This window comes from Streptomyces sp. NPDC002790 (assembly GCF_040295505.1).
In the GTDB taxonomy this organism is placed as follows: Bacteria; Actinomycetota; Actinomycetes; order Streptomycetales; family Streptomycetaceae; genus Streptomyces.
Genome location: NZ_JBEOVM010000002.1, coordinates 25,210 through 51,586 on the forward strand (window position 1 = coordinate 25,210; position 26,377 = coordinate 51,586).

24 protein-coding genes are annotated in these 26,377 nt (G+C 71.7%); 9 read left to right on the plus strand and 15 right to left on the minus strand.

Annotated elements, in window-relative coordinates:
- Nucleotides 1-6: 6 nt before the first annotated feature.
- Both ABT004_RS01500 and ABT004_RS36350 read right to left on the minus strand, forming a co-directional pair.
- The gene (locus ABT004_RS01500; RefSeq protein ID WP_451187199.1) at nucleotides 7-567 is read right to left on the minus strand and encodes an alpha/beta hydrolase; all 561 of its coding nucleotides are present in this window, start codon (nucleotides 565-567) and stop codon (nucleotides 7-9) included.
- Nucleotides 507-845 carry an alpha/beta fold hydrolase gene (locus tag ABT004_RS36350; protein WP_451187198.1) on the minus strand — a complete coding sequence of 113 codons (339 nt, stop codon included), beginning with the start codon at nucleotides 843-845 and terminating at the stop codon, nucleotides 507-509. The genes ABT004_RS01500 and ABT004_RS36350 overlap by 61 nt, the downstream gene beginning before the upstream one ends.
- 176 nt (nucleotides 846-1,021) lie before the next feature.
- Between ABT004_RS36350 and ABT004_RS01505 the strand changes: the two genes are divergently transcribed.
- The 6 genes from ABT004_RS01505 (at nucleotide 1,022) to ABT004_RS01530 (ending at nucleotide 8,887) form a co-directional block, all read left to right on the plus strand.
- On the plus strand, nucleotides 1,022-1,552 hold the full coding sequence (locus ABT004_RS01505) for a cupin domain-containing protein (protein ID WP_351330698.1): 531 nt from the start codon (nucleotides 1,022-1,024) through the stop codon (nucleotides 1,550-1,552).
- 106 nt (nucleotides 1,553-1,658) lie between these two features.
- The gene (locus ABT004_RS01510) at nucleotides 1,659-3,470 is read left to right on the plus strand and encodes a PP2C family protein-serine/threonine phosphatase (RefSeq protein ID WP_351330699.1); all 1,812 of its coding nucleotides are present in this window, start codon (nucleotides 1,659-1,661) and stop codon (nucleotides 3,468-3,470) included.
- A 193-nt stretch (nucleotides 3,471-3,663) separates the two neighbouring features.
- Nucleotides 3,664-5,292: an AMP-binding protein gene (locus tag ABT004_RS01515; RefSeq protein WP_351330701.1), complete on the plus strand. Its 1,629-nt coding sequence runs from the start codon at nucleotides 3,664-3,666 to the stop codon at nucleotides 5,290-5,292.
- A 76-nt stretch (nucleotides 5,293-5,368) separates the two neighbouring features.
- The gene (locus ABT004_RS01520; protein ID WP_351330703.1) at nucleotides 5,369-6,562 is read left to right on the plus strand and encodes an acyl-CoA dehydrogenase family protein; all 1,194 of its coding nucleotides are present in this window, start codon (nucleotides 5,369-5,371) and stop codon (nucleotides 6,560-6,562) included.
- Nucleotides 6,559-7,917, plus strand: a complete 1,359-nt coding sequence (locus ABT004_RS01525) for a phosphotransferase family protein (protein ID WP_351330705.1) — start codon at nucleotides 6,559-6,561, stop codon at nucleotides 7,915-7,917. Before ABT004_RS01520 ends, ABT004_RS01525 begins: the two co-directional genes overlap by 4 nt.
- A gap of 43 nt (nucleotides 7,918-7,960) precedes the next feature.
- The gene (locus tag ABT004_RS01530) at nucleotides 7,961-8,887 is read left to right on the plus strand and encodes an enoyl-CoA hydratase-related protein (protein ID WP_351330707.1); all 927 of its coding nucleotides are present in this window, start codon (nucleotides 7,961-7,963) and stop codon (nucleotides 8,885-8,887) included.
- Nucleotides 8,888-8,908: 21 nt separating this feature from the next.
- Here ABT004_RS01530 and ABT004_RS01535 read toward each other — a convergent pair whose 3' ends face one another.
- From ABT004_RS01535 to ABT004_RS01545, 3 genes are all read right to left on the minus strand, one after another.
- Nucleotides 8,909-9,931, minus strand: coding sequence for a phosphotransferase family protein (locus ABT004_RS01535; protein WP_351330709.1), 1,023 nt, complete (start codon nucleotides 9,929-9,931; stop codon nucleotides 8,909-8,911).
- Nucleotides 9,928-11,463: an acyl-CoA synthetase gene (locus ABT004_RS01540; protein ID WP_351330710.1), complete on the minus strand. Its 1,536-nt coding sequence runs from the start codon at nucleotides 11,461-11,463 to the stop codon at nucleotides 9,928-9,930. Before ABT004_RS01540 ends, ABT004_RS01535 begins: the two co-directional genes overlap by 4 nt.
- A 124-nt stretch (nucleotides 11,464-11,587) precedes the next feature.
- The gene (locus ABT004_RS01545) at nucleotides 11,588-12,655 is read right to left on the minus strand and encodes an AraC family transcriptional regulator (RefSeq protein ID WP_351330712.1); all 1,068 of its coding nucleotides are present in this window, start codon (nucleotides 12,653-12,655) and stop codon (nucleotides 11,588-11,590) included.
- 256 nt (nucleotides 12,656-12,911) lie between these two features.
- Between ABT004_RS01545 and ABT004_RS01550 the strand changes: the two genes are divergently transcribed.
- Together ABT004_RS01550 and ABT004_RS01555 are read left to right on the plus strand one after the other, a co-directional pair.
- Nucleotides 12,912-14,042 (plus strand): NDMA-dependent alcohol dehydrogenase, encoded by a 1,131-nt coding sequence (locus ABT004_RS01550; RefSeq protein WP_351330714.1) that lies wholly within the window; start codon nucleotides 12,912-12,914, stop codon nucleotides 14,040-14,042.
- Between the two features lie 87 nt (nucleotides 14,043-14,129).
- Nucleotides 14,130-15,548 carry an aldehyde dehydrogenase family protein gene (locus ABT004_RS01555; protein WP_351330715.1) on the plus strand — a complete coding sequence of 473 codons (1,419 nt, stop codon included), beginning with the start codon at nucleotides 14,130-14,132 and terminating at the stop codon, nucleotides 15,546-15,548.
- Between the two features lie 31 nt (nucleotides 15,549-15,579).
- Here the strand turns inward: ABT004_RS01555 and ABT004_RS01560 are convergent, their stop codons facing one another.
- Complete coding sequence (locus ABT004_RS01560) at nucleotides 15,580-16,242, minus strand: GAF and ANTAR domain-containing protein (RefSeq protein ID WP_351330956.1); 663 nt, start codon at nucleotides 16,240-16,242, stop codon at nucleotides 15,580-15,582.
- Nucleotides 16,243-16,503: 261 nt separating this feature from the next.
- On the opposite strand from ABT004_RS01560, the gene paaI reads away from it, so the two are divergent.
- Nucleotides 16,504-16,884, plus strand: a complete 381-nt coding sequence (gene paaI, locus ABT004_RS01565) for a hydroxyphenylacetyl-CoA thioesterase PaaI (RefSeq protein ID WP_351330957.1) — start codon at nucleotides 16,504-16,506, stop codon at nucleotides 16,882-16,884.
- Here the strand turns inward: paaI and ABT004_RS01570 are convergent.
- The 9 genes from ABT004_RS01570 to ABT004_RS01610 all read right to left on the minus strand — a co-directional run bounded on the left by ABT004_RS01570 (nucleotide 16,865) and on the right by ABT004_RS01610 (nucleotide 26,298).
- Nucleotides 16,865-17,365 (minus strand): nuclear transport factor 2 family protein, encoded by a 501-nt coding sequence (locus tag ABT004_RS01570; protein ID WP_351330716.1) that lies wholly within the window; start codon nucleotides 17,363-17,365, stop codon nucleotides 16,865-16,867. The genes paaI and ABT004_RS01570 overlap by 20 nt on opposite strands.
- Before the next feature lie 18 nt (nucleotides 17,366-17,383).
- A complete protein-coding gene (locus tag ABT004_RS01575) occupies nucleotides 17,384-18,544 on the minus strand; it encodes a thiolase family protein (protein ID WP_351330717.1) in 1,161 nt (386 codons plus the stop codon).
- A gap of 40 nt (nucleotides 18,545-18,584) precedes the next feature.
- Complete coding sequence (locus ABT004_RS01580) at nucleotides 18,585-19,343, minus strand: 3-hydroxyacyl-CoA dehydrogenase (RefSeq protein WP_351330719.1); 759 nt, start codon at nucleotides 19,341-19,343, stop codon at nucleotides 18,585-18,587.
- A 56-nt stretch (nucleotides 19,344-19,399) separates the two neighbouring features.
- On the minus strand, nucleotides 19,400-20,557 hold the full coding sequence (locus ABT004_RS01585) for an acyl-CoA dehydrogenase family protein (RefSeq protein WP_351330721.1): 1,158 nt from the start codon (nucleotides 20,555-20,557) through the stop codon (nucleotides 19,400-19,402).
- 83 nt (nucleotides 20,558-20,640) lie between these two features.
- Nucleotides 20,641-21,540 carry an acyl-CoA thioesterase gene (locus ABT004_RS01590; protein ID WP_351330723.1) on the minus strand — a complete coding sequence of 300 codons (900 nt, stop codon included), beginning with the start codon at nucleotides 21,538-21,540 and terminating at the stop codon, nucleotides 20,641-20,643.
- Complete coding sequence (locus ABT004_RS01595; RefSeq protein ID WP_351330725.1) at nucleotides 21,537-23,240, minus strand: class I adenylate-forming enzyme family protein; 1,704 nt, start codon at nucleotides 23,238-23,240, stop codon at nucleotides 21,537-21,539. The genes ABT004_RS01590 and ABT004_RS01595 overlap by 4 nt, the downstream gene beginning before the upstream one ends.
- Nucleotides 23,237-24,382, minus strand: a complete 1,146-nt coding sequence (locus tag ABT004_RS01600; protein ID WP_351330726.1) for a CaiB/BaiF CoA transferase family protein — start codon at nucleotides 24,380-24,382, stop codon at nucleotides 23,237-23,239. Before ABT004_RS01600 ends, ABT004_RS01595 begins: the two co-directional genes overlap by 4 nt.
- The gene (locus ABT004_RS01605) at nucleotides 24,379-25,146 is read right to left on the minus strand and encodes a crotonase/enoyl-CoA hydratase family protein (RefSeq protein WP_351330728.1); all 768 of its coding nucleotides are present in this window, start codon (nucleotides 25,144-25,146) and stop codon (nucleotides 24,379-24,381) included. The genes ABT004_RS01600 and ABT004_RS01605 overlap by 4 nt, the downstream gene beginning before the upstream one ends.
- A 276-nt stretch (nucleotides 25,147-25,422) precedes the next feature.
- Nucleotides 25,423-26,298, minus strand: a complete 876-nt coding sequence (locus tag ABT004_RS01610; RefSeq protein WP_351330730.1) for a universal stress protein — start codon at nucleotides 26,296-26,298, stop codon at nucleotides 25,423-25,425.
- Nucleotides 26,299-26,377: the final 79 nt, after the last annotated feature.

Here is a 26,377-nt window from a genome sequence, read left to right on the forward strand (position 1 = left end):
CCCTGTTCATGACCACTTTGCCGGTGCCTGGTGCAGGGCGAGCATCGCCTCGCCGACCGCACCGACGTCCGCGTCGCGGATCGCGGTGGCGGCCTCATCGAGGACGAGTAGCCGTGCCCCGGGAATCTCGCGCGCGATCGCCTCACCGTTGCCCACAGGGAAGAACGGGTCGCAGCGGCCGTGGACGACGAGCGTGGGCACCTTGATCTCCGGCAGGCGCTCGCGCCAGCGGGGTGTGCAGTCGAGCCGGGAGAACACCATGCCCAACTGGTTGGCCATCTGGACCTGGGGCGCGGTGCCGGGCGTGCGGTCCCAGACACGCGCGGCTACTGCGCGCGCGGCGGCGGGGTCATTGCCGAGGACCTCCGCTCCTGCGGCGGCGAACTCCGCGACCGCCTCCCGGTCGGCCCAGTCGGGCATCGGACTGGAGAACATCCGGCCCATCGTCGCCTGGTCGTGATCGGGGAGGTCGTCGTCGACCGGTCCGGGCGCGACCGCGCGGGTGCCTACCAGGGTGAGCGCCGAGAACGCTTCCGGATGGTCGAGCGCGCCGACCTGCGCGACCATTCCGCCGACACCGATCCCCGCGAGGTGCGCGGGGCCGCCGCGTCGGCTGCCAGGTCACGCAGCGTGTAGGCGGGCGCTTCCGGGTCCCCGGTCGTGGACTCGCCGCTGTCGCGCAGGTCGTAGCGCACCGCACGGCGCCCGCCCGCGGCGAGGCGTTCGCACAGCGCGTCGGGCCAGGACAGCATCGTCGTGCCGCCCACGAGCAGGACGAGTGGCGCGTCGTCGGCCCCGAACGACTCGATACCCAGGGTGATGTCATTGGCGTTGACAGTGGTCATACCAGGGCAGACCCCGTCCGATGCCCGAAATCATCGCTCGGTGTCGTACTGACCCTTTGACCTAGGTCTTCGGGCCTCGTCCGGAAGTCCGCGGCCATCGTTCACGGGGCCGATGCAGTGCGCGGCCGGAGCGGGCAACCTTGCGGTGGATCGGACCTGCCGACAAGGAGCACACCATGTCGTACTTCCCGAACATGCAGTACCCGGAGCCCCGCTACCACGGCGACAAGGGAGAGGTGAGCGCGTCCTTCCGCCCGGCCGACACCCCGCCGGAGGTCTCCTCACCCGGCGGATCCACCGGCTACCTCGCCACCCAGGAGTCGACCGGCGGCGAATTCGGGCTCTACAAGGGCGTGTTGGGCCCGCGGTCCGCGGGCGCGAAGACCCACTTCCACCGGGCGATGTCGGAGTCGTTCTATGTCCTGTCCGGCGAACTCGAGCTCTATGACGGCGACAAGTGGGTGACGGGCCGGGAGGGCGACTTCCTGTACGTACCGGCCGGCGGTCTGCACGCCTTCAAGAACGTGACCGACGACCCCGTGTCCATGCTCATGCTCTTCGCCCCCGGCGCTCCGCGCGAGGACTACTTCGAGCGGGTCGCGGAGATGTCGCAGCGCAGCCCCGAGGAGCTCAAGGAGTTCCGCGTCCGGCACGACAGCTACTTCGTGGAGGACTTCGACTTCGGGGCAGGGCGGGCGCCGTCCTGAACCGCGCGCGGTGAGCGCGCATGGCGTAGGCAGACTGGCCCGCCCGGGCGACGGCACGGAGGCTGAGGGGCACCGACCCCGTCGCGCACAGGAGGCACTCCCCCGTATGGACGCCACCTCACCGGTGCCCGACGCCCGCACACACCTGGCGCTCCAGTCCATCCGGGAACTCCTGCGGGCCCAGCGACGACGGATCAGGAAGTACGCGGAGTCGTATCAGGAACATGCGCAGGACCAGGAGCAGGAGCAGGAGCAGGAGCACGACCGGGATCGGGACCAGGGCCACGGCCATGAGCACGACACGGTCGCGTCGACCGCCCCCGTCTCGTCCACCCCCCTGCCGCCCTCCCCCTCCGACCGCGAGGTCCTCGACGCCATGCCCGTGCCGACGCTTCTGGTGGCCCCGCTCCGGGACGGCGAAGGCCGCATCCGAGACGCCCTCTACGTCGCCCAGAACGCGGCGGCCCGCACCTACGCCGCCGACCGCCTCCCCCATGGGGGTCTCCCACGGTGGCAGGGCCCCTTGTCGCTGTTCGAGCGGTTCCCCTCCCTGGCCGGGACTGCGCTGCCCGGCATGCTGGCCGATGCCCTGAACGAGCGTTCCCCGCAAGGGCCCACATTGATCGAATGGGTCGTGAGCACGTCGCGCGGGCCGGTCCGGGTCAATGATCAGGTCCGGGTCGCCCCGTGCGGAGAGCAGCACCTGCTGATCACCTGGGACCGCGGCCACCGCGTACACATGGCGGCCGCCGCCCAGCAGCTGGTGCGGACCTGCTGGGCGGAGTGGAACCTGGGTGACGGCGGCGTCGACCCCTCGCGCGGATTCCGGCGGGTGCTGGGCCTCGGCAGTCAGGCGGCCGTCCCCACGCTGTCCGGCCTGGCGGCGGCCGTGGCTCCGGACAGCCTGCCCGACCTGTACCGGACGCTCTACGACGTCATCCTGCGCAAACGCACGGGCGTCTGTGAGCTGCGCCTGAACGGAGCCGGTTCCCGCGTGATCCGGATGACCTCCGAGCCCGTGAGCATCGCCCCCGGCAGCCTGGTGTGGGCGCTGCGGGCCGTGCTCACCGACGTGACCGCCGAGCGGCGCCGCCGCGCGAGCGCCGAGCGTGCGGAACGCGAGGCGCGGCGCCAGCGCGAGCGCGCCGAGGCCGTCGCCGAGGTCGCAGGCGTGCTGCGCGAGGCGATCCTCCCGCATTTCCAGGGCGAACCGGCCGCCTCCGGCCTCGAGGCCACCGCCGTGTACCGGCCCGACGCCCGGGAGGCCGGGGTCGGCGGCGACTGGTACAAGGCGCGCACGCTCCCCGGCGGTCGCCTGCTCGTCGCGCTCGGCGACGCCCGTGGGCACGGTCTGGCCGCGGTCACCCTCATGGCGAAACTCCGCTACGCGCTGGCGGGCCTCGCCTACACCGAGCAGCGCGTCGAACAACTCACGCAGTGGCTCAACGAGTTGGCCTGCGCCGACGGCGTCGAGTCCACCGCGACCGCGATCATCGCCAGCTACCACCCGGAGCGGGCCCTGCTGCGCTGGACCTGCGCGGGCCATCCGCGCCCGGTCCTCGTCCGCGACGGTACGGCCTGCCAACTGCCGGACCCCGAGGGCGGCCCCGGCCTTCCGCTGGGTGTCCTGCCGGGTACGCCGTACACGGCGGCGGGGGCGCACCTGCGCGTGGGCGACATCGTCCTGATGTACTCCGACGGGCTGACCGAGCGCCGCGACAGCGACCCCGACCTCGACACGCGCCGCTTCCTCGACGCGGCGCAGCGGTGCCTGGACGGCGCCGCTCCCGGTGCGGGGCACGAAGCGCTCCAGGAGTACGCGGAGTGCCTCGTCGGCGAGCTCGACGGCCCGCACCGGTCCGACGACGCGACACTCCTGGTCCTCCGGCGTACGTCGACGTCCCCCTCGGCGCCTTAACGACCGCTCAGCACCCACCCCCGCGACGTCGGCCCACCTGGCCGGAACAACCACCTTTCGCGCCATGGGGGTTGTCGGGGGGCCGTGGGCCTCTTAACGTTCGATCAGTCCTGGATCGGGCCCCCGCACAGGCCGTCGCGGCGGGGTGACCCGGGCCGTCCGGCAGCCGTCGACGGGAGACCGCGTGTCCTTCGTGCCCGACACACGTGACGCAAGTGCCGCAACTCATGCAGCCGACGCAACCGACTCCTCAGGTTTCACGACTTCGCTCAACGCCGGTCGCCGCCTCTCCCTCGCCCACCAACTGGCGCGCCAGGCGCGGAGAACGCCCACCGCCCCCGCCTTGCGCCACCGCGGCCGGGAGATCGTCTACGCCGCCCTCGACGCGCGGGTGAACCGCCTCGCGCGCGCCTACGCGGCGCGTGGCGTCGGGCGAGGCGATCGGGTCGCAGCGCTCACCACCAACCGGATGGAGACGGTGGAGGTGTGGTTCGCCGCGCTGCGGCTCGGCGCGATCGCCGTGCCGATCAACTTCCGCCTGGTGCCCGCCGAAGTGGCCCACGTCCTCGTCGACTGCACGCCGACCGTGTTCGTGGTCGACGAGCAGCTGACCGAACTCGGCCTTGAAGCGAGGCGCCTGGCGGGCTCCGACGACTGCCGCGTGCTGCACCTCGGGGACGGCGAGGACAGCGCGCCGGACGGCACGGAGAGCCTCACCGCGGTGCGCGACGCGTACGACGACGGGCCCGTCGAGGCCGACGTCGACGAGAACGATCCGGCGTTCCTGATGTACACCTCGGGAACCACGGGACGTTCCAAGGGCGCCGTGCTCAGCCACCTCAACCTGATCGTGAACACCCTGCACATGGTGGAGGTGCAGGCACCGCAGCCCACCGACCGGAGCCTGCTCAACATCCCGATGTTCCACATCGCGGGCGTCGACTCGGTCGTCGCTTCCATGCTCTACGGCACCTGCACGGTCATCGGCGCCACCGTCGGCTTCGACGCCGCCGAGACGGTCGACCTGCTGGAGCGGGAGCGGATCACCGGCTGCTTCCTCGTGCCGAGCCAGTGGAAGGCGATCTGCGAGGTGCCGGGCATCCGGGACCGCAAACTCGTGCTGAACAGCCTGAGTTGGGGTGCGTCCGTCGCCCCGCCGTCCGTCCTTGAGGCGATGAACGAGACCTTCCCCGGCGTCGTGATCCGCAGCGCCTTCGGCCAGACCGAGATGGCTTCGGTCACCTGCTACCTCGGCGGCGAGGACGCGGTGCGCAAGCTCGGCTCCGTCGGCAAGCCCGTGCGCCACGTGGACGCGCGGATCGTCGACGAGGAGATGCGGGACGTGCCCGTGGGCGAGGTCGGCGAGATCGTCTACCGTGGCGGCAACCTCATGCTGGGCTACTGGAACAACCCGGAGGCCACCGCCGAGGCCTTCGAAGGGGGTTGGTTCCACTCCGGCGACCTGTGCCGGATGGACGACGAGGGCTACATCTACGTAGTCGACCGCAAGAAGGACATGATCATCTCGGGCGGCGAGAACATCTACTCGGCGGAGGTCGAGTCCGTCATCGACCGGCACCCGAAGGTCGCCGAGGTGGCCGTCGTGGGCGTGCCGCACCCCGAGTGGGTGGAGACCCCGCGCGCGTACGTCGTGCCGAGGGATCCGGCCGACCCGCCCACCGAGGCGGACATCACCGAGCACTGCCGCGAGCGGCTCGCCTCGTACAAGAAGCCGACCTCGGTCGCCGTCATCGAGGCACTCCCGCGCAACGCCGCCGGGAAGGTGCTCAAGGTGCGGCTGCGCGAGGCCGCCCGCGACTGACGGCACATCCCCTCCCTCTTCCCGGCTGATGGGAGGCACCCGCCCCCGCTCCCGCCCTCCGACTGGACGGATCCGCATGCCTGACCGGACACATGAAGACCTGACGGAACTGCGCTCCCGCATGGCCGCCTTCATCAACGACGAGGTGATCCCCGCCGAGAAGGCCCTCGGCGGCCGCACCCCCGAGGCCCGCGCCACGCTCGCCACCTTGCAGGAGCGGGCGAAGAAGCTGGATCTGTGGATTCTCGGCCACCCGGTCGAACTCGGCGGCAAGGGACTGCCGTTGTACGACTTCGCGCTCCTCAACGAGATCATCGGGCGCTCCGAGTACGGGCAACTGGCCGTCGGCACGTACACCATGCAGGACTCGATCATGCTCGACCTGTACGCCTCGCGGGCGCAGCGCGAGCGCTGGCTGGGGCCACTCGCCAACGCCGAGCTCAGTCCTAGCGTCGGCCTCACCGAACCGGAGGTGGCCGGGTCCGATCCCACCCGGATCGCGACGACCGCCGTGCTCGACGGCGACGAGTGGGTGATCAACGGCCACAAGTGGTTCACCACCGGGGCCAGCCGGGCCGCCTTCACCACGGTCTTCGCGCGCACCGACGAGGACGCCGCGAGCCCGCACGGCACGGTCTCCGCGATCATCGTGCCGGCCGGTACACCGGGCCTGGAGATCTCCCGCGTTCTGGAGACGATGGGTGACACCGAGGGTGACCACTGCGAGCTGCGCCTGACGGATGTGCGGGTGCCCGCCGACCATCTCCTCGGCGAGCGCGGCGAGGGGTTCACCATCGCGCAGCGCCGGCTCGGGCCCGGCCGCATCTTCCACTGCATGCGCTGGCTGGGACAGGCCCAGCGCGCCTTCGAGTTGATGGTCGCGCGCGCCAACACTCGTTACGCGCACGGCTCGTTGCTCGCCGAGAAGGGCGAGATCCGGCGTTACGTCGCCGAGTCGGCCGCCGAGATCCAGGCGGCCCGGCTGATGACCCTGGACGCGGCACGCCGCTACGACCAGGACGGGCAGGCCCGCCTGGAGATCAGCATGGTCAAGTTCTGGGGCGCCCAGGTGCTGCACAACGTCGTCGACCGTGCCATCCAGGTGCACGGTGCGCTCGGTGTCACCGCCGACACACCGCTGGAGGCCATGTACCGGCGGGCCCGCTACGCGCGCATCTACGACGGTCCCGACGAGGTGCACCGCATGGTCGTCGCGCGCAAGCTGCTCGCCGATGTGAGCAGGGCGCCGTGGGCGGGGCTGCCCGCGTGAGTGAACGGTTGGAGGAGGGACTGCGGGCCAGGCTGGCCGATTTGTGGGGCGAACCCGTGTCCGTGGAGGGCTGGCGGCGCCTGTCCGGTGGCGCCAGCCGGGACACCTTCTCCCTCGATGCCACGGTGGCCGACGGCGCCTCGCACCCTCTGATCCTGCGCTGCGACCCGCCGGTCAAGCCGAGTCCCGAGGTGATGGCGCGCGAGGCCGCGGTGCTGACCGCCGCGGCGGAGGCGGGGGTACCCGTGCCCCGCCTCGTCGACCATGGCACGGGGCTCGGTCGCGCCTACCTGGTCATGGAGCGCGTCGAGGGCGAGACGATCCCGCGCCGCCTGCTGCGGGACGCCCGGTTCGCGGCCGTGCGACCGAAGCTGGTGCGGGAGCTAGGCCGGATCCTCGCGCGCATCCACACGATCCCGGCCACGTCCGTCCCCGATCTGCCCGAGGTCGACCCGCTGAACCAACTCACCGACCTCTACGGCCAGTTCGACGACCCGCGTCCGGCGGTCGAACTCGGCCTGCGTTGGCTGGCCGACCACCGCCCACCGAACGCCCGCCCCACCTGCGTCGTGCACGGGGACTTCCGCAACGGCAACCTGATGGTCGACGAGACCGGCGTACGCGCCGTCCTCGACTGGGAGCTCACCCATCTCGGCGACCCCGTCGAGGATCTCGGCTGGCTGTGCGTGAAGGCCTGGCGGTTCGGCTCCGCCGAGCCGGTGGGCGGCTTCGGACCGCGCGAGGAGCTGCTCGCCGGGTACGCCGAGATCGCCGGGACCCGCCCGAGCGAGGCCGAACTCCACTGGTGGGAGCTGTACGGCACGCTCCGCTGGGCAGTGCTGTGCCGCATACAGGCGGAGCGGTTCCTGTCCGGCGCCGAACAGGCCGTGGAGTGGGCCGTGTTGGGGCGCAAGGTCTGCGAACAGGAGTACGACGTGCTGCTCGCGCTCGGCGTCACCGAACCCGCCCCCGTACCCGACGTCCTCACCGGCCGCGACGGGACCGCCGCCGCTCCCCCGCACGACCGGCCCGGCGCCGACGCACTGCTGCGCTCCGTCCAGACCTTCCTCACCGAGGAAACGGCGGGCGATCCCCGACTGCGCTTCCTGTCGAAGGTGGCGGGCAACGCGGTCGCCATCGCCCGCCGCGAGGCCCTGCTCGCGCCCGCCCAGGCCGAGGCGCACGCCCGCCGCCTGTCCGCGCACGGCCTCGCCGACGATCGCGCCCTCGCCGAGGCGATCCGCGACGGCGCCGTGGCGGCGGACGACGCGGCGGTGGTCGACGCCGTACGCGGGGGCGTCCTGGACAAGCTGACGGTCGCCAACCCGGCGTACGCGGCACAGACGGCCGGGTGAGCACACATACCCGTACACGCACAGAGAGCTTGAGGACCCACGCATGACAGACACCCACCAGGCCGCCACCGCGACCGGCACCGAGCCCGACTTCACGGAGATCCGGTTCCAGGTCGCCGACCACATCGCCACCATCACCCTGCACCGGCCCGAGCGCCTGAACGCCTTCACGCACACCATGGCCGCCGAACTCATCACCGCCTTCGACCTGACCGACGCCGACGACGACGTGCGGGCCGTGGTCCTGACCGGGTCGGGGCGTGGCTTCTGCGCGGGCGCGGACCTGGCGGGCGGCGCGGCCACGTTCGACCACGACGCCGCCGGGCGCGCCGGCGGGCGCACGGACTTCGGCACCATCGACGGCGTGCCGCGTGACGGCGGCGGGTGTGTGGCGCTGCGCATCGCCGAAAGCGTCAAGCCGGTCGTCGTGGCGGTCAACGGCCCGGCAGTGGGCGTCGGTTCGACGATGACGCTGCCCGCCGACATCCGCATCGCCGCAGAGTCGGCCCGCTTCGGCTTCGTGTTCGCACGGCGTGGCTTGGTGCCGGAGGCGGCGTCGAGCTGGTTCCTGCCGCGGGTCGTGGGGATCTCGCAGGCGATGGAGTGGGTGGCGACGGGCCGCGTCTTCGACTCGGCGGAAGCCCTTGCCGGGCGCCTCGTCTCACGCGTCGTCCCCGACGCCGAACTCCTCACCACCGCCTACGCGTTGGCTGCGGAGATCGCCGAGAACACCTCGGCCGTCTCGGTCGCGCACTCACGCCGGCTGATGTGGTCGATGCTCGGCGCGTCCTCCCCCTGGGACGCGCACCGTCTCGACTCGGCGGCCATGCAGCGACTCGGCCAGGGGCCCGATGCCGCCGAGGGCGTCATGTCGTTCCTGGAGAAGCGGCCCGCGAAGTTCCCTGCGATGCTCGCCGACCACGAGGACACCCTGCCGTCCTGGCCCGGCCGCCCGGAGGACGTGCGGTGAGCGCGGCACCGGAGCGGTGACCTACCGGCCGTCGAGGTCGCGCACCGCCTCGTGCGCGGCCTCGCTCTGCCGCAACACCTGCCGCCGCAACTCCCCGACCGGAAGCTCGTTCTCGCCCATCACCCCGGCCGCGAACCGGGCCGCCACCCCGGATCCGATGCACGCCGAACGCCACCGTGAGAACGCCACGTAGTACGGCAGGTCCGACACATCGAGCCCCGACAACTTGGCGTAGGCGTCGACGAGTTCGGCCCGGTCGCAGAAGCCGGGCGCCGCACTCGGCCCGTCCGTCGTAGGCGGCACCGTGTCGCCCGGCTGCTCCCACGTGGAGACGAGCCAGCCGAGGTCCGCCAACGGGTCGCCCAGCGTGGCCAGTTCCCAGTCGAAGACGGCGACCACCGTGCCGTCGGGACCGAAGGACAGGTTGCCGGGCCGGAAGTCACCGTGCACGATGCCCGAGCGCTGCTCCGGCACCCGGGCGAGCAGCGCGTCGTGCACCGTGTCGAGGAGCTCCAGGTCGGGTGCGCCGGAGCGGTGCACCTGCCTTTGCCAGCGGTGCAGTTGGCGTTCCACGTAGCCGCGGGGGCGGGCCATGTCGCCGAGGCCGGCCGCGAGCGGGTCGATCCGGTGCAGGTCGGCGAGGACCTCGACGAGGCTCGTGCCCGCCCGGCGCCGGGCGTCTTGCGGCCAGTCCTCCACGGCGTCCCGGTCCGCGCCCACTGTGCCGTCGACGAAGTCCATGACGTAGAACTCCGCGCCGGTCACCGAGGCGTCCGCGCAGTAGGCGAGCGGTTCGGGCACCGGTACCGCGGTCGGCGCGAGAGCGGTCTGGAAGCGCCACTCGCGGCTCATGTCGTGCGCGGTGCTGAGCACGCCGCCGGTCGGCGGCCTGCGCAGCGCCCGTACGGTGCCGATGGCGTCGGTGACCCGGTAGGTGAGGTTGGATCGGCCGCCGGAGACGAGGTCGAAGGTGAGCGGTGGCACGAGGCCGGGGACGTGCGCGGCCAGCCACTCGCCGACCGCGGGCTCGACACCCGTGCTCATGAGTACCGCGCCTTGAGTTTTCCCTTGACCAGCTTGCCTGTTGGGGTGCGTGGCAGCTCGTCGACGAAGTCCACGCTGCGGGGCGCCTTGTAGTGGGCGATCCGTTCCCGTACGTACGCGATCAGGCGCTCCTCCAGGTCGGGGTCCGGTGTCACGCCGGGGGCGGGCTGTGCCACGGCCTTGACCGCCTCGCCCATCACCGGGTCGGGGACGCCGATCACCGCGACATCGGTGAGGTCGGGGTGGAGCGCGAGGACGTTCTCGATCTCCTGCGGGTAGATGTTCACCCCACCCGAGATGATCATGAAGCTTCTGCGGTCGGTGAGGAAGAGATAGCCGTCCTCGTCGAGGTGGCCCACGTCGCCGAGGGTCACCCAGTCCGCGTGCTGCGGGTGCTGCGCGCCCTTGGTCTTGTCGGGGTCGCCCAGGTACTCGAAGCTGCCGTCGCCCTCCCGAGCGAAGTAGACGGTGCCGGTCTCCCCCGCGGGCAGCACGTGCCCCTCGTCGTCGCAGATGCGCGGCTGTCCGAGGATGGGCCGGCCGACCGAGCCCGGTTTCGTGAGCCACTCCTCGGAGGTGATCAGCGTCATGCCGATGCCCTCGGTCGCGGAGTAGTACTCGTACAGCTTCGGGCCCCACCAGTCGATCATCGCGCGCTTGACGTCCGGCGGGCACGGCGCGGCGGCGTGCACGACGACCTTGTGGCTGGAGAGGTCGTAGGCGGTGCGGGTCTTTTCGGGAAGCCGCAGCAGACGGATGAAGTGGGTCGGCACCCATTGGCTGTGCGTGATCCGGTAGCGCTCGATGGCGCGCAGCGCGTCCTCGGGGTCGAAGCGCTCCATCATGACGACCGTGCCGCCGAGCGCGTGCACGGAGGCGCCGTAGCGCAGCGGCGCGGCGTGGTAGACGGGCGCGGGCGACAGGTACCTCGCGTCCTGGTCGAAGCCGTAGAACAGGCGCAGGAGTTCGACGAGCGTGTCGCCGGGCTCGCCGACCTGGCGGTCCGGGAGTTCGGGGCGGATGCCCTTGGGGCGGCCCGTGGTTCCGGAGGAGTAGAGCAGGTCGGCGCCGCGCGGCTGGTCGGCGGGCGGTTCGGCGGATGCCCCGGCGAGGGCGGTCGCGTAGTCGTCGTAGCCTTCGACGGCGCCGCCGTAGGCGAGCCGTACGCGGACGGAAGCGGGGACCTGCCCGGCGACGTCCCGGGCGAGGTCGGCCAGGGCGCCCGACACCACCAGGGCCGCGGCTCCCGAGTCGCCCACGATGTACGCGATCTCGGGCGCGGAGAGGTGATGGTTGACGAGGGTGATGTAGAAGCCGGAGCGGACGGCCGCCCAGTACACCTCGTACGCGTGGATCGAGTTGTCGGTGAGCAGAGCGACCGCGTCGCCGCGGCGCAGGTCCGCCTCCCGGAACACGTGGGCGAGCCGGATGGAGCGTTCGTCCAGCTCCCCGTATGTCAGCTGTTCGCCGGTCGACGCCATGACGACGGCGGGGCGCTGCGGATCGGTCTGGGCATGGGCACCTGGATACACGGGACGCCTTTCGCATGGACGTGAACGCCGGTGGCCGTGGACTCTTTCTAAGTCACCCCGCGAGGCGGCAGCAAGACATGCGACGCAATGAATTGATCGTTCGTTCAGGGCGGACGCGCGGGTCTCAACTCCCGTCGGAGCGGCCGGAGTCCGCGGCCGTCCAGCGGCGGAAGGCCCGCATGAAGCTCGACGGCTCCGAGTAGCCGAGCCGGTGTGCCAGCTCGGCGGCGGACAGCCGCTCGTGCCGCAGCCCGTCCTGTACGAGGGTGAGCCGTACGTCGTCGAGCAGCCGCCGGTAGGTGGTGCCCTCGGCGGCGAGTTTGCGGCGCAGGGTGCGCGAGGTGACGTTCATGCGGCGGGCGATGTGCTCGATGCCGGGGTCGGGTCCGCCGCCCGCCAGCAGGTGTCTGCGCACCGTGCGGGCCGCGCCGCTGCCGCTCGCCCGCTGTGCCACGAGGCGCTCGCACAGCTCCTGGCAGATCTGCGCGGTGTGCGGATTGCCGTGCGGCAGCGGACTGTCGAGGATGCCGCTGTCGTAGACGAGGGCCGTCGTCCCGGCGCCGTAGCGGACCGGCGCGTCGAGCACCGTGGGCGGCGCGGCGCCCGGCGGCCCGGGGAAGGCGAGGTCGACGCGGCGCAGCGGGACGGGCGGGCCGCCCGCGAACACCTGGCGGCCGAGGACGATGTTGGCGGCGCAGTCCCGTTCGACGAGGAAGCGCCGGACGTCGGCGGGGATCCGGCCGCCGTCCATCCGGTGCTGGACGTCGCCCGCCGCGTCCACCACGGCGCTGTGCCGGGCGAAGCCGAAGGTCAGCGCCGAGTACCGCAGCCCGTACCGGAACACCTCGCGCATCGTCGGGGCGCTGAGCAGCGCGTAGCCGAACAGGCCGAACGTGGTGACGTGGTAGCGGGCGCCGACCTCGATGCCGAGCCCCGGGCGGTCGCCGAGCGCGTGCAGGAGGTTGCGGACGACGGCGATCTCCTGCGAGGCCTCGACGAGATGGTGCGGATCACGCAGCGCGGCCGTGTCGATGCCCGAGCCGGCGAGGCAGCCGGCCGCGCCCAGGCCGCGTTCCGCGGCGAAGTCGAGGAGCAGGACGACGCCCGAGGCGGCGCGCGGGAAGTCCCAGTCGGTGAAGCCCTCGGCGATGACCTTCGGCTGCGCGGCAGCCGTGTCCACCGACACGGTCATGACCGGCCCTCCGTTTCCCGCCGTCACGCTGCCAACGCCCCTATCCGTCAGGGGAGTTCATGACAGCACGGGCTCCCGGCGGCCACAACCCGGCTGCGTGTCCGAATCTGTCCCGGCGTTGTCCGCTTTGGTCATGGAGGCGGTCGGGCGTGCCGCCATAACTTGAGGCAAGTGTGTCCGGCCCTGTCCGACCGTCCGGTTTGGTGACGAGGACGCGGTCGGGCGCGGCAATGGTGCCGAGGCAAGGAGAATGCGCATGCAGACCAAGGGAGCCCTGCTCCACAAGCCCGGCGAGGACTGGACGGTCGAGCCGATCGAGGTCGGCGACCCGGTCGCGGGCGAGGTGCAACTGCGCCTGGCTGCTTCGGGTTTGTGCCACTCCGACGAACACTTCCGGGGCGGGGCGAACCTTGCCGCCACCTATCCGCTCCTCGGTGGTCACGAGGGCGCGGGCGTCGTGACGAAGGTCGGCCCCGGTGTCTCCGGCGTCGAGGTGGGCGACCACGCGGTCCTCGGCTTCATCCCGGCCTGCGGTGTGTGCCGCCCCTGTTCGCAGGGCCTGCAGAACCTGTGCGACCAGGGCGCCAACCTGCTCACCGGGCAGTCCATCGCCGACAACACGTACCGCACGCGCACGGCGGGCGGGGACCCGGTCACGCCGATGTGCCTGCTGGGCACGTTCGCCCCGTACGTCACCGTCAGCCAGTCCTCCGTCATCAAGATCGAGAAGGATGTGCCGCTGGAGACGGCGGCGCTCCTTGGCTGCGGCGTCTCCACGGGCTGGGGCTCCGCCGTCTCCATCGGCGACACCCGGCCCGGCGACACGGTCGTGATCGTCGGTGTCGGCGGCGTCGGCATCAACGCGGTGCAGGGTGCGGCGGCGGCCGGGGCGCGGTTCGTGATCGCGGTGGACCCGGTCGAGTTCAAGCGGGACAAGGCACGGGAGTTCGGCGCCACGCACACCTTCGCCTCGATGGAGGAGGCCGCGGGTCCCGTCGCCGAGCTGACCTGGGGCGCGCAGGCCCACACCGTCATCCTGACCGTCGGCGAACTCCAGGGCGACCAGCTGGCCCCGGCGCTCGCCATGACCGCCAAGGGCGGCCAGGTGATCGTGACGGCCATCGCGGACATGACGCAGATCGACGCCAAGGTCGGCCTGTTCGACCTGGCGCTGATGCAGAAGCGGATCCAGGGCGCCATCTTCGGCGGCATCAGCCCGCGCACCCAGATCCCCCGCCTCCTTGAGCAGTACCGCGCCGGGCTGCTCAAGCTGGACGAACTCACCACGCGCACCTACCGCCTGGAGGAGATCAACCAGGGCTACCAGGACATGCGGGACGGCAAGAACCTGCGCGGCGTGGTCCGCTATACCGACGCCGACTACTGAGCCACCACAGGACCGATACGGGCAGGCCGAAGTCGGCCCGCCCGCTCCCCATCCACGTACCGTTCACCACCCCGAGGGAACCCGCAGATGCCCGACACCAGCAAGCTCTACATCGGCGGCCGCCCGACCGCCTCGGCCGGCACCGGCACCATCGACGTCATCAGCTCCAGCACCGAAGAGGTCATCGGCGCCGTCCCGGACGGTGTGCCCGCCGACGTGGACCGTGCGGTCGCGGCGGCCCGCGAGGCGTTCCCCGGGTGGTGGGCCACGCCGGTCGAGCAGCGGGCGAAGTATCTGGAGGAGATCGCGGGCGGTCTGATGGCGCGCGCCGACGAGTTGGCCGCGCTGATCTCCTCGGAGATGGGCGCGCCGCTGTCCTTCGCCAAGGCGATCCAGGTGCCGCTGCCGGTCAACAGTTTCGCGCAGGCCGCGGCGGTCGCCCGCACGTTCGCGTTCGAGCGGGAGGAGGGCAGCACGACGATCGTGCGTGAGCCGTACGGCGTCGTCGGCGCGATCACCCCGTGGAACTATCCGCTGCACCAGATCGCCGCGAAGGTCGCGTACGCGCTCGCCGCGGGCAACACCGTCGTCGTCAAGCCCAGCGAGGTCGCGCCGCTGAACGCCTGGGTGCTTGCCGAGATCGTCGACGCGGCGGGCCTGCCTCCGGGCGTCTTCAACCTGGTCTCCGGCACGGGCCCGGTCGTCGGCGAAGCGATCGCCGCGCACCCGGACATCGACGTGGTCTCCTTCACCGGCTCGACCCGCGCGGGCAAGCGCGTGGCGCAGCTCGCGGCCGACACCGTCAAGAAGGTGGCCCTGGAACTCGGCGGCAAGAGCCCCAACGTTTTGCTGCCCGACACAGACTTCGGGGCCGCCATCCCACAGGCCGTACAGGCCGCGATGATCAACTCCGGTCAGACGTGCTCCGCCCTCACCCGCCTCCTGGTGCCGCGCGAACGCCTCACGGAGGCCGAGGAACTGGCCCGTACGATCGTCGAATCGATCCCGGTCGGCGCCCCTGGCGACGACAAGACCGTGCTCGGCCCGCTTGTCTCCGCGACTCAACTGGAGCGCGTACGCGGCTACATCGACCGCGGCGTCGCCGAAGGCGCTCGGCTGGTCACCGGCGGCAGCGACCCGCTCCCCGGCCTGGATGCGGGCTACTACGTCAAGCCGACCGTGTTCTCCGACGTCACCACCGACATGGTGATCCACAGGGAGGAGATCTTCGGCCCGGTCCTGTCCATCGAGCCGTACGACGACGAGGACGACGCCGCCCGCATCGCCAACGACACCCCGTACGGACTCGCCGGCGGAGTCTGGTCGGCGGACCCGGACCGCGCCCGCGCCTTCGCGCGCCGCATCCGCTCGGGTCAAGTACAGGTCAACGACGGCCAGTTCAACCCGAACGCCCCCTTCGGCGGCTACAAGCAGTCCGGCATCGGCCGCGAGTACGGCAGCCTGGGCCTCGAGGAGTTCCTGGAGGTCAAGGCGATCCAGCACTGAGCGGGCGGCCGGCGGGGCGCGCCCTGGAAGGTCACAGGCCGCCCCGTTCGCTCACCTGACGGGCCACGTCACGGAGCTTGATGTTCTTCTCCTGCGAGTAGCGGCGCAGCGTGGCGAATGCCTCCGCTTCGGTCAGGTTCTGGCCGGCCATCAGGATGCCCATGGCCTCGCCGATGACGTGGCGGGTCTCCACGGCGCGGTGCAGGGAGGCGTGGTCGCGGGCGCTGGAGAAGGCCACGGCGGCGTGCGAGGCGAGGAGCCAGCCGGCGGTCTCGCTGGCCTCCGTGAACGCTCCCGGCTTGGCGGAGTAGAGGTTGAGGGCGCCGAGGTCGCCGTCGACCTCGCCGTCGGTGTAGAGCAGGAAGCCCATCATGCTGCCGATGCCGAGATCATGGGCGCGGGGGGCGTACGAGCGCCAGCGGGTCGTCTCGGTCGACAGGTCCTTGATGCGGAACACGGGGTGCCCGGTGCGGGCCGCGTCGAAGCACGGGCCCTCGCGAACGCGGCCCTGGAGCCGGTCGCTTTCGACGACGAGCTGATCGGTGGCGACCAGCGTGTCGACCTCACCCTTGCGCAGCACGAGGATGCCCGCCGCGTCGCAGCCCTCGAGCTGGTCGACGGCCCATGCGGTGATCTTGTTCAGCGTCGCGTCCACAGACTCCTGGGCCAGGAGCTCGCGCGCCATGGACGCCATATTCAGGGCAAACTCACGCCATTCCACGTCGCGCTCCTCGGCTTCGGGGTACATGACTCACTTACGTGGGCCAAGCCTGCCATGTCCGCCCCGGCCGGAACCCGTCGCGGGTGGGATGGGTGGCTCGCACACCCTTGACAGCCCTCGCCCCGTCTTGATTGCTTGACCCCACCACGCACACCGAATGGTCGGTCGGCAGGACCGGCCGGAGAGGATGATGCCGGAGTGACGGATTCCGCCGAACCGGGCCCCGCTGAGCGCATGTTCGCCGCGGACCTGGCCTCCCAGCTCCTCGGCATCGAACTCCTGGAGCACGGCGCGGGACACGCCGAACTCCGGATGAAGGTGACACCGTCCATGGTCAACGGGCACGACATCGCGCACGGCGGCTACGTCTTCCTTCTCGCCGACACGGCCTTCGCCTGCGCCTGCAACAGCGAAGGACCCGTCACCGTCGCCTCCGGAGCCGACGTCACCTTTGTCGCCCCCGCCTACGAGGGCGACGTGCTGGTGGCCACCGCCCGCGAGGTCACCCGCTTCGGCCGCAGCGGCCTGTACGACGTGCGGGTGACGCGCGGGGAGTCCGTGATCGCCGAGTTCCGGGGGCGCAGCCGCAGCGTCGCTACAGGCCCAGCTCGCTGAGGCCCGGGTGGCCGTCGGGGCGGCGGCCGGGCGGCCAGTGGAACTTACGCTCCACCTCAGTGATGGGCAGGTCGTTGATGGAGGCGTGGCGCCTGCTCATCAGACCGTTCTCGTCGAACTCCCAGTTCTCGTTGCCGTACACGCGCTTCCAGTTGCCCGCGTCGTCGTGGCACTCGTACGCGAAGCGGACCGCGATGCGGTCGCCGTCGAACGCCCACAGCTCCTTGATCAGCCGGTAGTCGAGCTCCTGGTCCCACTTGCGGGTGAGGAACGCGACGATGTCGGCGCGCCCGGAGGGGAATTCGGCGCGATTGCGCCACTGGCTGTCGGGCGTGTACGCGAGCGCGACGCGCTGCGGGTCACGGGTGTTCCAGGCGTCCTCAGCGAGCCGCACCTTCTGCACGGCTGTCTCGCGCGTGAAGGGCGGAAGCGGCGGACGGGCGGCGGCAGGCTCGGACGCGGGGCCGGTGTGGTCGGTCATGGTGTGGATCCTCCCCCGTCAGAGCAGTTCCAGCACCGTCGCGTTCGCCATGCCGCCGCCCTCGCACATCGCCTGCAGGCCGTAGCGGATGCCGTTGTCCTTCATGTGGTGCACCAGCGTGGTCATGAGGCGGGCGCCGGAGCCGCCGAGGGGGTGGCCGAGGGCCATGGCGCCGCCGTTGGGGTTGAGGCGCGCGTAGTCGGCGCCGGTCCGGCGCTGCCAGCCGAGGGAGACGGAGGCGAAGGCCTCGTTGATCTCGTACGTGCCGATCTCGTCGAGCCGCAGGCCCGAACGCTCAAGTACCTTGGCCGTGGCCGGAATCGGGCCCTTGAGCATGGTGATGGGGTCGACGCCGGTGACGGTGCCGGTGTGGAAGCGGGCCAGCGGTGTCCAGCCGTTGCGCGCGGCCACCTCGGAGGTGGTGACGAGCAGCGCGGCGGCGCCGTCGGAGATCTGCGAGGCGTTGCCCGCCGAGATGACACCGTCCTCCTTGAACGGTGTCTTCAGCCCGGCCAGCTTCTCGACCGTGGTGCCGCGCCGGACCCCCTCGTCGGTGTCGAAGAGTGTGCCGTCGGCGAGGGTGACCGGGGTGATCTGGTTCTTGAAGCGGCCCTCGTCGATGGCGCGGGCGGCCTTCTCGTGCGAGTCGGCGGCGTGCTGGTCGAGTTCGGCGCGGGTGAGTCCGAACTCCTCGGCGATCATCTCGGCGCCGACGCCCTGGTTGAACACGACGTGGTCGTAGCGCTCGCCGACGAGCGGGCCGAACGGCTTGCCGATCTGGCCGCCCGCGCGCGTGGAACCCATCGGGACGCGGGACATGGACTCGACGCCGCCCGCGATCGCGATGTCGTACTGTCCGGCGATGACCCCGGCGGCGGCCTGGTGGACGGACTGCTGCGAGGAGCCGCACTGGCGGTCGATGGTCAGGCCCGGCACGGACTCCGGCCAGCCGGCGGCGAGCACCGCGAACCGGCCGACGCCGCCCGCCTGTTCGCCGACCTGGGACACGCAGCCCCAGATGACGTCGTCGACGGTGGCCGGGTCGAGGCCGTTGCGCTCGGCGAGGGCCTTCAGGACGTGGGCGGAGAGGTCGACGGGGTGGATGTCGGAGAGCGTGCCGCCCGGCTTGCCCTTGCCGACGGGGGTCCGTAGGGCATCGACGATGACTGCGTCACGCATGCGGGAACTCCTTGGTGAGGTACGGGGGTTGGCGTGCGGTCTACTTCGGGGCCATGCGGATCGCGCCGTCGAGGCGGATGGTCTCGCCGTTGAGCATCGGGTTGGTGACGATCGAATCGACCATGTGCGCGTACTCGGCGGGCTGCCCGAGGCGGGCCGGGTGCGGGACCTGCGCGCCGAGCGAGTCCTTGGCCTCCTGCGGAAGCCGGCCGAGCAACGGGGTCTCGAACAGGCCGGGCGCGATGGTCATCACGCGGATGTTCATGCGCGCCAGGTCGCGGGCGATCGGCAGTGTCATGCCGACGATGCCGCCCTTGGACGCCGAGTACGCGCACTGGCCGATCTGCCCGTCGAACGCTGCCACGGAGGCGGTGTTGACGATGACACCGCGCTCGCCGTCGGCCGGTTCGTTGCCGGTCATGGCCTGCGCGGCGAGGCGGATGACGTTGAAGGTGCCGATCAGGTTGATCTCGACGACCTTGCGGAAGGTGTCGAGGACGTACGGGCCTTCCTTGCCGACGGTGCGCCCGGCGGAGCCGATGCCCGCGCAGTTGACGGTGACGCGCAGCGGGGCGAGCGTGACGGCGGCCTCGACGGCGGCGGTGGCGTCCGCCTCGTTGGTGACATCTCCGGCCACGAAGGTGGCGCCGAGCTCCTTGGCTACGTTGGTGCCGTCGGAGGTGGGCAGGTCGAAGATGACGACCTTGGCGCCCGTGGCGGCGAGCCGCTCGGCGGTGGCGCGGCCGAGGCCGGAGGCGCCGCCGGTGACGAGGGCGGAGGACTGGGCGTCGAGTTGCATGGCAAGTCCCTTGTTCGTAGGGGTGGTCAGGATCGGTCGGGGTCGGTCGGGGAGGGTCAGAGGCCGAGCGACTTGGCGATGATGGTCTTCATGACCTCGTTGGTGCCGCCGTAGATGCGTGAGACGCGGGTGTCGGCGTACAGGCGGGCGATCGGGTACTCGGTGACGTAGCCGTAACCGCCGTGCAGTTGCAGGCACTTGTCGATGACGCGGCCCGCGACCTCGGTGCAGAACAGCTTCGCCTTCGCGGCGTCGGAGACGGACAGCTCGCCGTCGTCGTGCAGCTCGAGCGCCCGGTCGGCCATCAGCTGGGCGGCCTCGACCTCGGTGGCGCACTCGGCGAGCACGAACTTGGTGTTCTGGAAGTGGGCGACCGGCTTGCCGAAGACCGTGCGTTCCTTCACGTAGTCGGTGGCGAAGCGCAGCGCCGCCGCGGCCGTCCCCGAGCCGCCCAGAGCGATCATCAGGCGTTCCTGGGCGAGGTTGTGGGACAGGTAGGAGAAGCCCTTGCCCTCCTCGCCGAGCAGGTTCTCGGCCGGCACCTTGACGTCCACGAAGGCGAGTTCGGCGGTGTCGGAGGCCTTGAGGCCGATCTTCTGGAGCTTGCGGCCGACAGTGAAGCCCTCGCTCGCGGACTCCACGACGAGGATCGAGAGTCCGCCGCGGCGGTCCTCGGGATCGTAGGGCGTGGTGCGCGCGACGACGAGGACCAGGTCGGCGAGGGCGCCGCCGGTGATGAACGTCTTGGCGCCGTTGAGGACGTAGTGCGTGCCGTCGGCGGAGAGTTCGGCCCTGGTCTGGATGTTGGCGAGGTCGGAGCCGGTGCCGGGTTCGGTCATGGCGATCGCCGTCATGAGGTCGCCGGAGGCGAAGCCGGGCAGCCAGCGCCCCTTCTGCTCCTGCGTGGCGTACCGCAGCAGGTACGGCAGGATCAGGTTGGCGTGCACCGAGTAGTTGCCGAAAGTGACTCCGGCGCGGGTGGTCTCCTCGACGGCCACCGCCGCGAACTTCAGGCTGGCCTCGCCCGCGCCGCCGAACTCCTCGGGCACCTGGATGCCGAGCACCCCCAGCTCACCTAGGCGGCGGTAGAAGTCGCGCGGCGGGTGACCCTGCTCTTCCCACTCCTGGTGGACGGGGGTGACTTCCTTGGCGATGAAGTCCCGCAGCATCCGGCGGAACGCCTCGTGGTCCTCGTTGAACAGCGTACGGCGCACAGCGGCCCCTTCTGCCTGTGTAGAACGATCGTTAAGTTACGTCGGCGTGTCGAGCCCTGACAACCCTTCCGCGAGTCCGCGCGTCACCGGGGAGCGGGCACGTGGAGCAGCGCCTCCTGGGTGACGGAGGCGACCAACTCCCCTTTCCTGCTCCAGAATTCGCCGTGCGCCAGGGTCCGCCCGTCACCGGCCACGACGCTGTGGCACGCGAACAGCAGCCACTCGTCGACGCGTGCCGGGCGGTGGAACCACATGGCGTGGTCGAGCGAGGCGAGCGCGATGCCGCGCGGCCGTGGCTCGCCGTAGGTGACCAGGGCGGTGGGGGCGAGCGGGGCGTCGCAGATGTAGGCGAGGACGCAGGCGTGCGGGCCCGGCTCGTCCGGCATCGCGCCGACCGTGCGCATCCAGGCGTAGCGGTCGATACGTCCGGCATCCGGGTCCCGCTCCAGCGGCACTTCGCGGTACTCGACGGAGGTGCTCAGCGGATGGTCCTGCGGCCGGTGCGCCCAGCCGTTGCCAAGCCCCTCGGGGCCCGGCACGTCGGGCATGCCGGGCTGGCGCCAACTCCCGCCGCTCTGCGGCTGCTTGAACGAGACGCTCATGGTGAGCGACTCCTTGCCGTTCTGGAACGCGGTGACCTGTCGCATCGAGTAGCTGCGGCCGTCCCGTACGACCTCGGGCTCGTAGCGCACTGGCCGCTCAGGCGACAGGGCACGCAGGAAGTAGGCGTGCAGCGAGTGCACCACCCGGTCGGCCTCCACAGTGCGGTGCGCGGCGTCCAGGGCCTGGGCGAGGACGGCGCCGCCGTAACTGCGGGCGGCCGCGCGGCCGGAGTGGCAGTGCCCGTGGAAGACACCGCCGTCGGACGCCTCGACCTGGATGTGTCGGCCCTTCCCGAGCTCACCGAGCGCGGCAGGGGGCGCCTTCCCTACCCCCCGGGACGCACTCCGGGCCGTCGCCTCGTCGACCATGCCGCCACTCACGTTCCAGTCACTCCCGTTCCGTCGGCGGCCGCGTACCGCTGCCGCAGGTCCGTCTTGAGGATCTTCCCGGCGGCCGACACCGGCAGCGCCTCCAGGAAGTGGATCTCCCGCAGCCGCTGGTACGGAGCGACGTGCTCGGCCACGAACGCCATGAGTTTCTCGGCCAGTTCGGGCCCCGCCCGATGCCCGGCGCGCGGCACGACGTACGCGACGGGGATCTCGCCGACCCCGGCACGCGGCGCGCCGATGACACTGGCGCCCGCGACGGCGGGGTGCCGGTGCAGCAGGTCCTCCAGCGGCGTCGGATAAACGTTGTACCCCTTGTAGATCAACATGTCCTTGGCCCGTCCGACCAGGTACAGCCAGCCGTCCCCGTCGACGCGCCCCAGGTCGCCGGTGCGCAGCCAGCCGTCCTGGAACTGCTCGGCCGTCAGGTCGGGGTGGCCCTGGTAGCCGTCGGTGATCTGCGGGCCGCGCGCCCACACCTCACCCGTCTCGCCGACCGGCAGGGCGGGGCCGCAGCCGAGGTCCCTGATCTCGACCTCGGTGTCGAAGACCGGCGCACCCACGCTGCCCTCCGGCACCGGGTTGTCGTCCACCAGCGGGTGCGCGGCGAGCGCCATGGTGGCCTCGGTGAGCCCGTATCCCTCGACGATCGTCGCGTTCGGGAAGAGTGCGCCGAGACGGCGCATGGTGTCCGTATCGACGGGCGCGGCACCGGAGTTGACGCTGCGTACCGAGGACAGGTCGAGGTCCTCGACGCCCGGCAGCGCGAGCAGGGCGTGGAAGAGGGCGGGCGAGCCGGGGACGGACGTGACGCCGAACTCCTCGATGAGCCCCACGAAGCGGCGGGGTTCGAAGCGGCCCGCCATCACGACCGTGCTCGCCACCGCCACACTCACGGACTGGCCGACCAGGCCCATCGCATGGAAGAACGGCGCCAGCGCCACGGCGGTCGACGTACCCAGGTCCATCGTGTGCGCGGTGCGCGCCCCAGGCACGGAGTCGAGCGCCACCCGCCCCTCGTCGTCGGTGCCGGGCACGGCGGCGCCGCGCCAGCAGGCCATTTGCAGGGCGTTGGCGAGGACGTTGCGGTGCAGCACGCGGACCGCCTTGGAACGCCCTGTCGTGCCGCCGGTGAAGGCCAGGTGCGCCAGATCGTCCCCGCGCACAGCAACCCGCTCCCCCGGGTCGTCACCCGACAGCAGCTCCTCCAGGGGTACGCCGCCGGGGTCGGTGTCCTCGGCGGGTGCGGTGGCCGTGGCCGGGACGAGGACGGTCAGGCGGACGTCCGGCGCGGCGGCCTTCGTGAGCGCGGCTGCGGTCGCCGGGTGGGTGAGCGCGGCGACGGCGCGCGCCTCGTCGAGCTGGTCCCGCAGCGCCGTCGGTGGCAGCGCCGGGTTGAGGGGGACGACGACCGCGCCGGCCAGCAGGATCGCGTAGTACGAGACGGTGAACCAGGCCGAGTTGGGCTGGTGCAGCGCGACGGCGTCGCCCTTGCCGACGCCGCGTGCACTCAGCCCTCCGGCGAGCCGCAGCGCGGTGTCGTACATCTCGCGGTAGGTGAAGGTGAGTTCGCCGTCGCGCAGGGCGGTGCGGTCGGGGTGGCGGTGGGCGGTTCCGGCGAGCAGGTCGCCGACGGCGGCGTCGGGGTAGCCGAGGCTCTGGGGCATGCCCGGAGGCACGTAGCGCGTCGTCAACCGACGACTCCCTTCTCGCGGAGTGTGCCGATGTCGGCGGGGTCGAGCCCGGCCAGCGTGGCGAGTACGCGTGTGGTGTCGGCGCCGACGCACGGGGCGGGGGCGGGCTCGCCGGTTGGTGTGGTGGTGAAGCGCGGGGCGGGCGAGGGTTCGTGGCCGCCGTGGGCGCCGCGTCGGTAGGTCGAGCGGGCGCTGTTGTGGGGATGGTCGGGCGCCTCGTTGAGCGACAGGACCGGGGACACGCAGGCGCCCTGCCCGTCGAAGACGCGGGCCCACTCGTCGCGGGTGCGCGTGGCGAAGAGACGGGTCAACTCGTCCTTCATAACCGCCCAGTTGGCGCGGTCGTGCTGGCGCGCGAACCGCTCGTCCCCTTCGAGATCGAGGACGCGCAGCAGCGCAGCGTAGAACTGCGGCTCGATGGCGCCGACGGCGATGTGCCGATCATCGGCGCAGCGGTACACGGCGTAGAACGGGGCGCCGCCGTCGAGCATGTTGACGCCGCGGCGGTCCTGCCAGCCCCCCTTGGCCAGGAACCCGTACGTCATGGCGAGCAGCAGCGCGGTGCCGTCGGTCATGGCGGCGTCGACGACCTGTCCGACTCCGCTGGTGCTAGCGTGCAGCAGCGCGCTCACGAGGCCGAGCGCGAGCAGCATGCCGCCCCCGCCGAAGTCGCCCACCAGGTTGAGCGGCGGCACGGGGTCGCCGTCGGCGGGACCCATGGCGTGCAATGCCCCTGCCACGGCGATGTAGTTGATGTCATGGCCGGGCTCCTGGGCGAGCGGCCCGACCTGTCCCCAGCCGGTCATCCGCCCGTACACGAGTTTCGGGTTCGCGGCGAGCAGGACGTCGGGGCCGAGGCCGAGCCGTTCGGCGACGCCGGGCCGGAACCCCTCGATCACGGCGTCGGAGCGCGCGATCAACTGCCGTACGACGGCGGCCCCTTCGGCGTCCTTGAGGTTGACGGCGACGGAGCTGCGACCGCGCAGGATGACGGGGTGCGGGCTGTCCTTGCCGGCCTCGGCGGGGCGATCGACCCGGATGACCTCGGCCCCGAGGTCGGCGAGCAGCATGCCGCAGAACGGGGCGGGCCCGATGCCGCCCAGCTCCACGATCCGTATCCCGGCGAGCGGTCCGGCACTCACCGGCCGGTCCAGCGCGGGGCGCGCTTCTCGGCGAACGCACTGGCGCCTTCCCGCGCGTCGTCGGATGTCATCACCGGGCCCGCGATCTCCCGCATCCGCTGCCACTCCTCGTCGGCGGGCCAGTTGGGCGCGTTGGCGACGATCTCCTTGGTGGCGCGGACCGCGAGGGGGCCGTTCGCGGCGATGGCGCGGGCGAGCGCGAGCGCGCCGTCGAGGGCGGCGCCGGGTTCCGTGACGCGGTTGACGAGGCCGTAGGTGTGGGCGCGTTCGGCGTCGAGGAAGTCGCCGGTCAGGGCGATCTCCAGGGCGACGGAGTACGGGATGCGCCGGGGCAGCCGCAGCAGTCCGCCCGCCGCGGCGACGAGCCCCCGTTTGACCTCGGGTATCCCGAACTTGGCGTCGCGGGCCGCCACGACCATGTCGCAGGCGAGCGCGATCTCGCAGCCGCCGGCCAGGGCGTGCCCCTCGACGGCGGCGATGACCGGCTTGCGCGGGGGTGCCTCGGTGATTCCGGCGAGGCCGCGCCCCTCGACGGTCGGGGTCTCGCCCTTGAGGAACGCCTTGAGATCCATTCCGGAGCAGAAGCTGCCGCCCGCGCCGGTGATCACACCGACCACCTGGTCGTCCCTGCGGTCGAGTTCGTCGAGCGCGGCGGCCACGCCTTCCGCGACGACACGGTTGACCGCGTTGCGGGCCTCGGGGCGGTTGAGCGTGATGACGGTGATCCCGTCGGCACGGAATTCGCTGAGCACGGCGTCGGTCATTGCGGGCTCCCGGAGTGGGTCGCGGACTGCGTACGCTGCGACGGAGCGACCGTCGACCGCTCCGCCCGGCACGGCTCGGCCTCACCCACCCCGCATTGAACAATCGTTAAGCTACGAGGGTGGGAGCGGGGCTGTCCATACCCTTGATCAATTCCGGTGGGCGGCAGGGGTGTTCGCCGCGCGCATATCGGCACGTGTCCGGTCGCAGAGTCGCCCACGCCTCGGGCTCCACCCCGGACCCCGCTGCTCAATCGCCGCAGGGGCTTGACATGCCCGTCAGCGACGCATGACCAGGACCGGGCAGTCCGCGTGATGCAGCATCGCCTGGCTGACCGAACCGAGCAGCAGCCCATGGAACCCGCCCCGCCCACGCGCACCGACCACGAGAAGGCTCGCCTCCCGCGACGTCTCGATCAGGCTCTGCCGCACCCGGCCATGCACCGAGCGCCCCTCGACCTCGACATCGGGGTGCCGCCCCCGCCCCGCGGCCAACGCCCCGGACAGCGTCGCCTCACTGTCCTCGCGCAGCTTGTCCGTGTCGAACCAGAGCGGCGCGGGGCCGCCGGGCCCCGCGGGCCCCGTGCCGCTCCAGGTGTTCCACACGTGCACGGCCAGCAGCCCCGTCCCGCGGCACGCGGCATCGTCGAAGGCCTCCTCGACCGCGGCCTTCGCGGCGTCCGAGCCGTCGACGGCGACCGCCACCGGCCCTTCGGGCCCCGGCCGCCCGCGTACGACGAGGACGGGGCAGTCCGCGTGCGCGGCCAGGTGCACGGCGACCGAACCGATCAGCAGGCCGGAGAAGGCTCCCAGACCACGGCTGCCGACGACGACCAGGTCCGCGTCGCGTGACCGGGCGGCGAGGACGGTGAGCGCCTCGCCCGTGACGACCTCGCCCTGGACCGAGCCGAGGTCAGGACCCTCGGTGCGGGCCACCTCGACCGCCTCCGCCACGACGGCCTCGGCCCGGCGGCGCAGGGCAGGCTCGGCGGTGGACTCGGACGTCGAGCCGTGCCGGACCTTCAGCATCGGCCAGGTGAACGCGTTCACGATGCGCACGCCGAGCCCGCGCCGCCGCGCTTCGTGCGCGGCGACCGCGACCGCCTCCAGGCTCGATTCCGACCCGTCGGCCCCGACCAGCACGTGGCCCGCCATGTGTGCGCTCCCTCGTCGGCTCTGCCGTCCTGCCTCTGCGGCTCCACTCTCCAGACTGGCCCGACGAGCGGCCCTTCGC

What these genes read in the sequence shown, in the direction of transcription:
- ABT004_RS01535 (WP_351330709.1), bottom strand. Translation starts at nt 9,931, where the DNA reads ATGAGCACGGGTGTCGAGCCCGCGGTCGGCGAGTGGCTGGCCGCGCAC.
- ABT004_RS01575 (WP_351330717.1), bottom strand. Translation starts at nt 18,544, where the DNA reads ATGCGTGACGCAGTCATCGTCGATGCCCTACGGACCCCCGTCGGCAAG.
- ABT004_RS01520 (WP_351330703.1), top strand. Translation starts at nt 5,369, where the DNA reads ATGCCTGACCGGACACATGAAGACCTGACGGAACTGCGCTCCCGCATG.
- ABT004_RS01510 (WP_351330699.1), top strand. Translation starts at nt 1,659, where the DNA reads ATGGACGCCACCTCACCGGTGCCCGACGCCCGCACACACCTGGCGCTC.
- ABT004_RS01500 (WP_451187199.1), bottom strand. Translation starts at nt 567, where the DNA reads ATGGTCGCGCAGGTCGGCGCGCTCGACCATCCGGAAGCGTTCTCGGCG.
- ABT004_RS01545 (WP_351330712.1), bottom strand. Translation starts at nt 12,655, where the DNA reads ATGACCGTGTCGGTGGACACGGCTGCCGCGCAGCCGAAGGTCATCGCC.
- ABT004_RS36350 (WP_451187198.1), bottom strand. Translation starts at nt 845, where the DNA reads ATGACCACTGTCAACGCCAATGACATCACCCTGGGTATCGAGTCGTTC.
- ABT004_RS01530 (WP_351330707.1), top strand. Translation starts at nt 7,961, where the DNA reads ATGACAGACACCCACCAGGCCGCCACCGCGACCGGCACCGAGCCCGAC.
- ABT004_RS01560 (WP_351330956.1), bottom strand. Translation starts at nt 16,242, where the DNA reads ATGGCGTCCATGGCGCGCGAGCTCCTGGCCCAGGAGTCTGTGGACGCG.
- ABT004_RS01610 (WP_351330730.1), bottom strand. Translation starts at nt 26,298, where the DNA reads ATGGCGGGCCACGTGCTGGTCGGGGCCGACGGGTCGGAATCGAGCCTG.
- paaI (WP_351330957.1), top strand. Translation starts at nt 16,504, where the DNA reads ATGTTCGCCGCGGACCTGGCCTCCCAGCTCCTCGGCATCGAACTCCTG.
- ABT004_RS01550 (WP_351330714.1), top strand. Translation starts at nt 12,912, where the DNA reads ATGCAGACCAAGGGAGCCCTGCTCCACAAGCCCGGCGAGGACTGGACG.
- ABT004_RS01570 (WP_351330716.1), bottom strand. Translation starts at nt 17,365, where the DNA reads ATGACCGACCACACCGGCCCCGCGTCCGAGCCTGCCGCCGCCCGTCCG.
- ABT004_RS01505 (WP_351330698.1), top strand. Translation starts at nt 1,022, where the DNA reads ATGTCGTACTTCCCGAACATGCAGTACCCGGAGCCCCGCTACCACGGC.
- ABT004_RS01605 (WP_351330728.1), bottom strand. Translation starts at nt 25,146, where the DNA reads ATGACCGACGCCGTGCTCAGCGAATTCCGTGCCGACGGGATCACCGTC.
- ABT004_RS01555 (WP_351330715.1), top strand. Translation starts at nt 14,130, where the DNA reads ATGCCCGACACCAGCAAGCTCTACATCGGCGGCCGCCCGACCGCCTCG.
- ABT004_RS01580 (WP_351330719.1), bottom strand. Translation starts at nt 19,343, where the DNA reads ATGCAACTCGACGCCCAGTCCTCCGCCCTCGTCACCGGCGGCGCCTCC.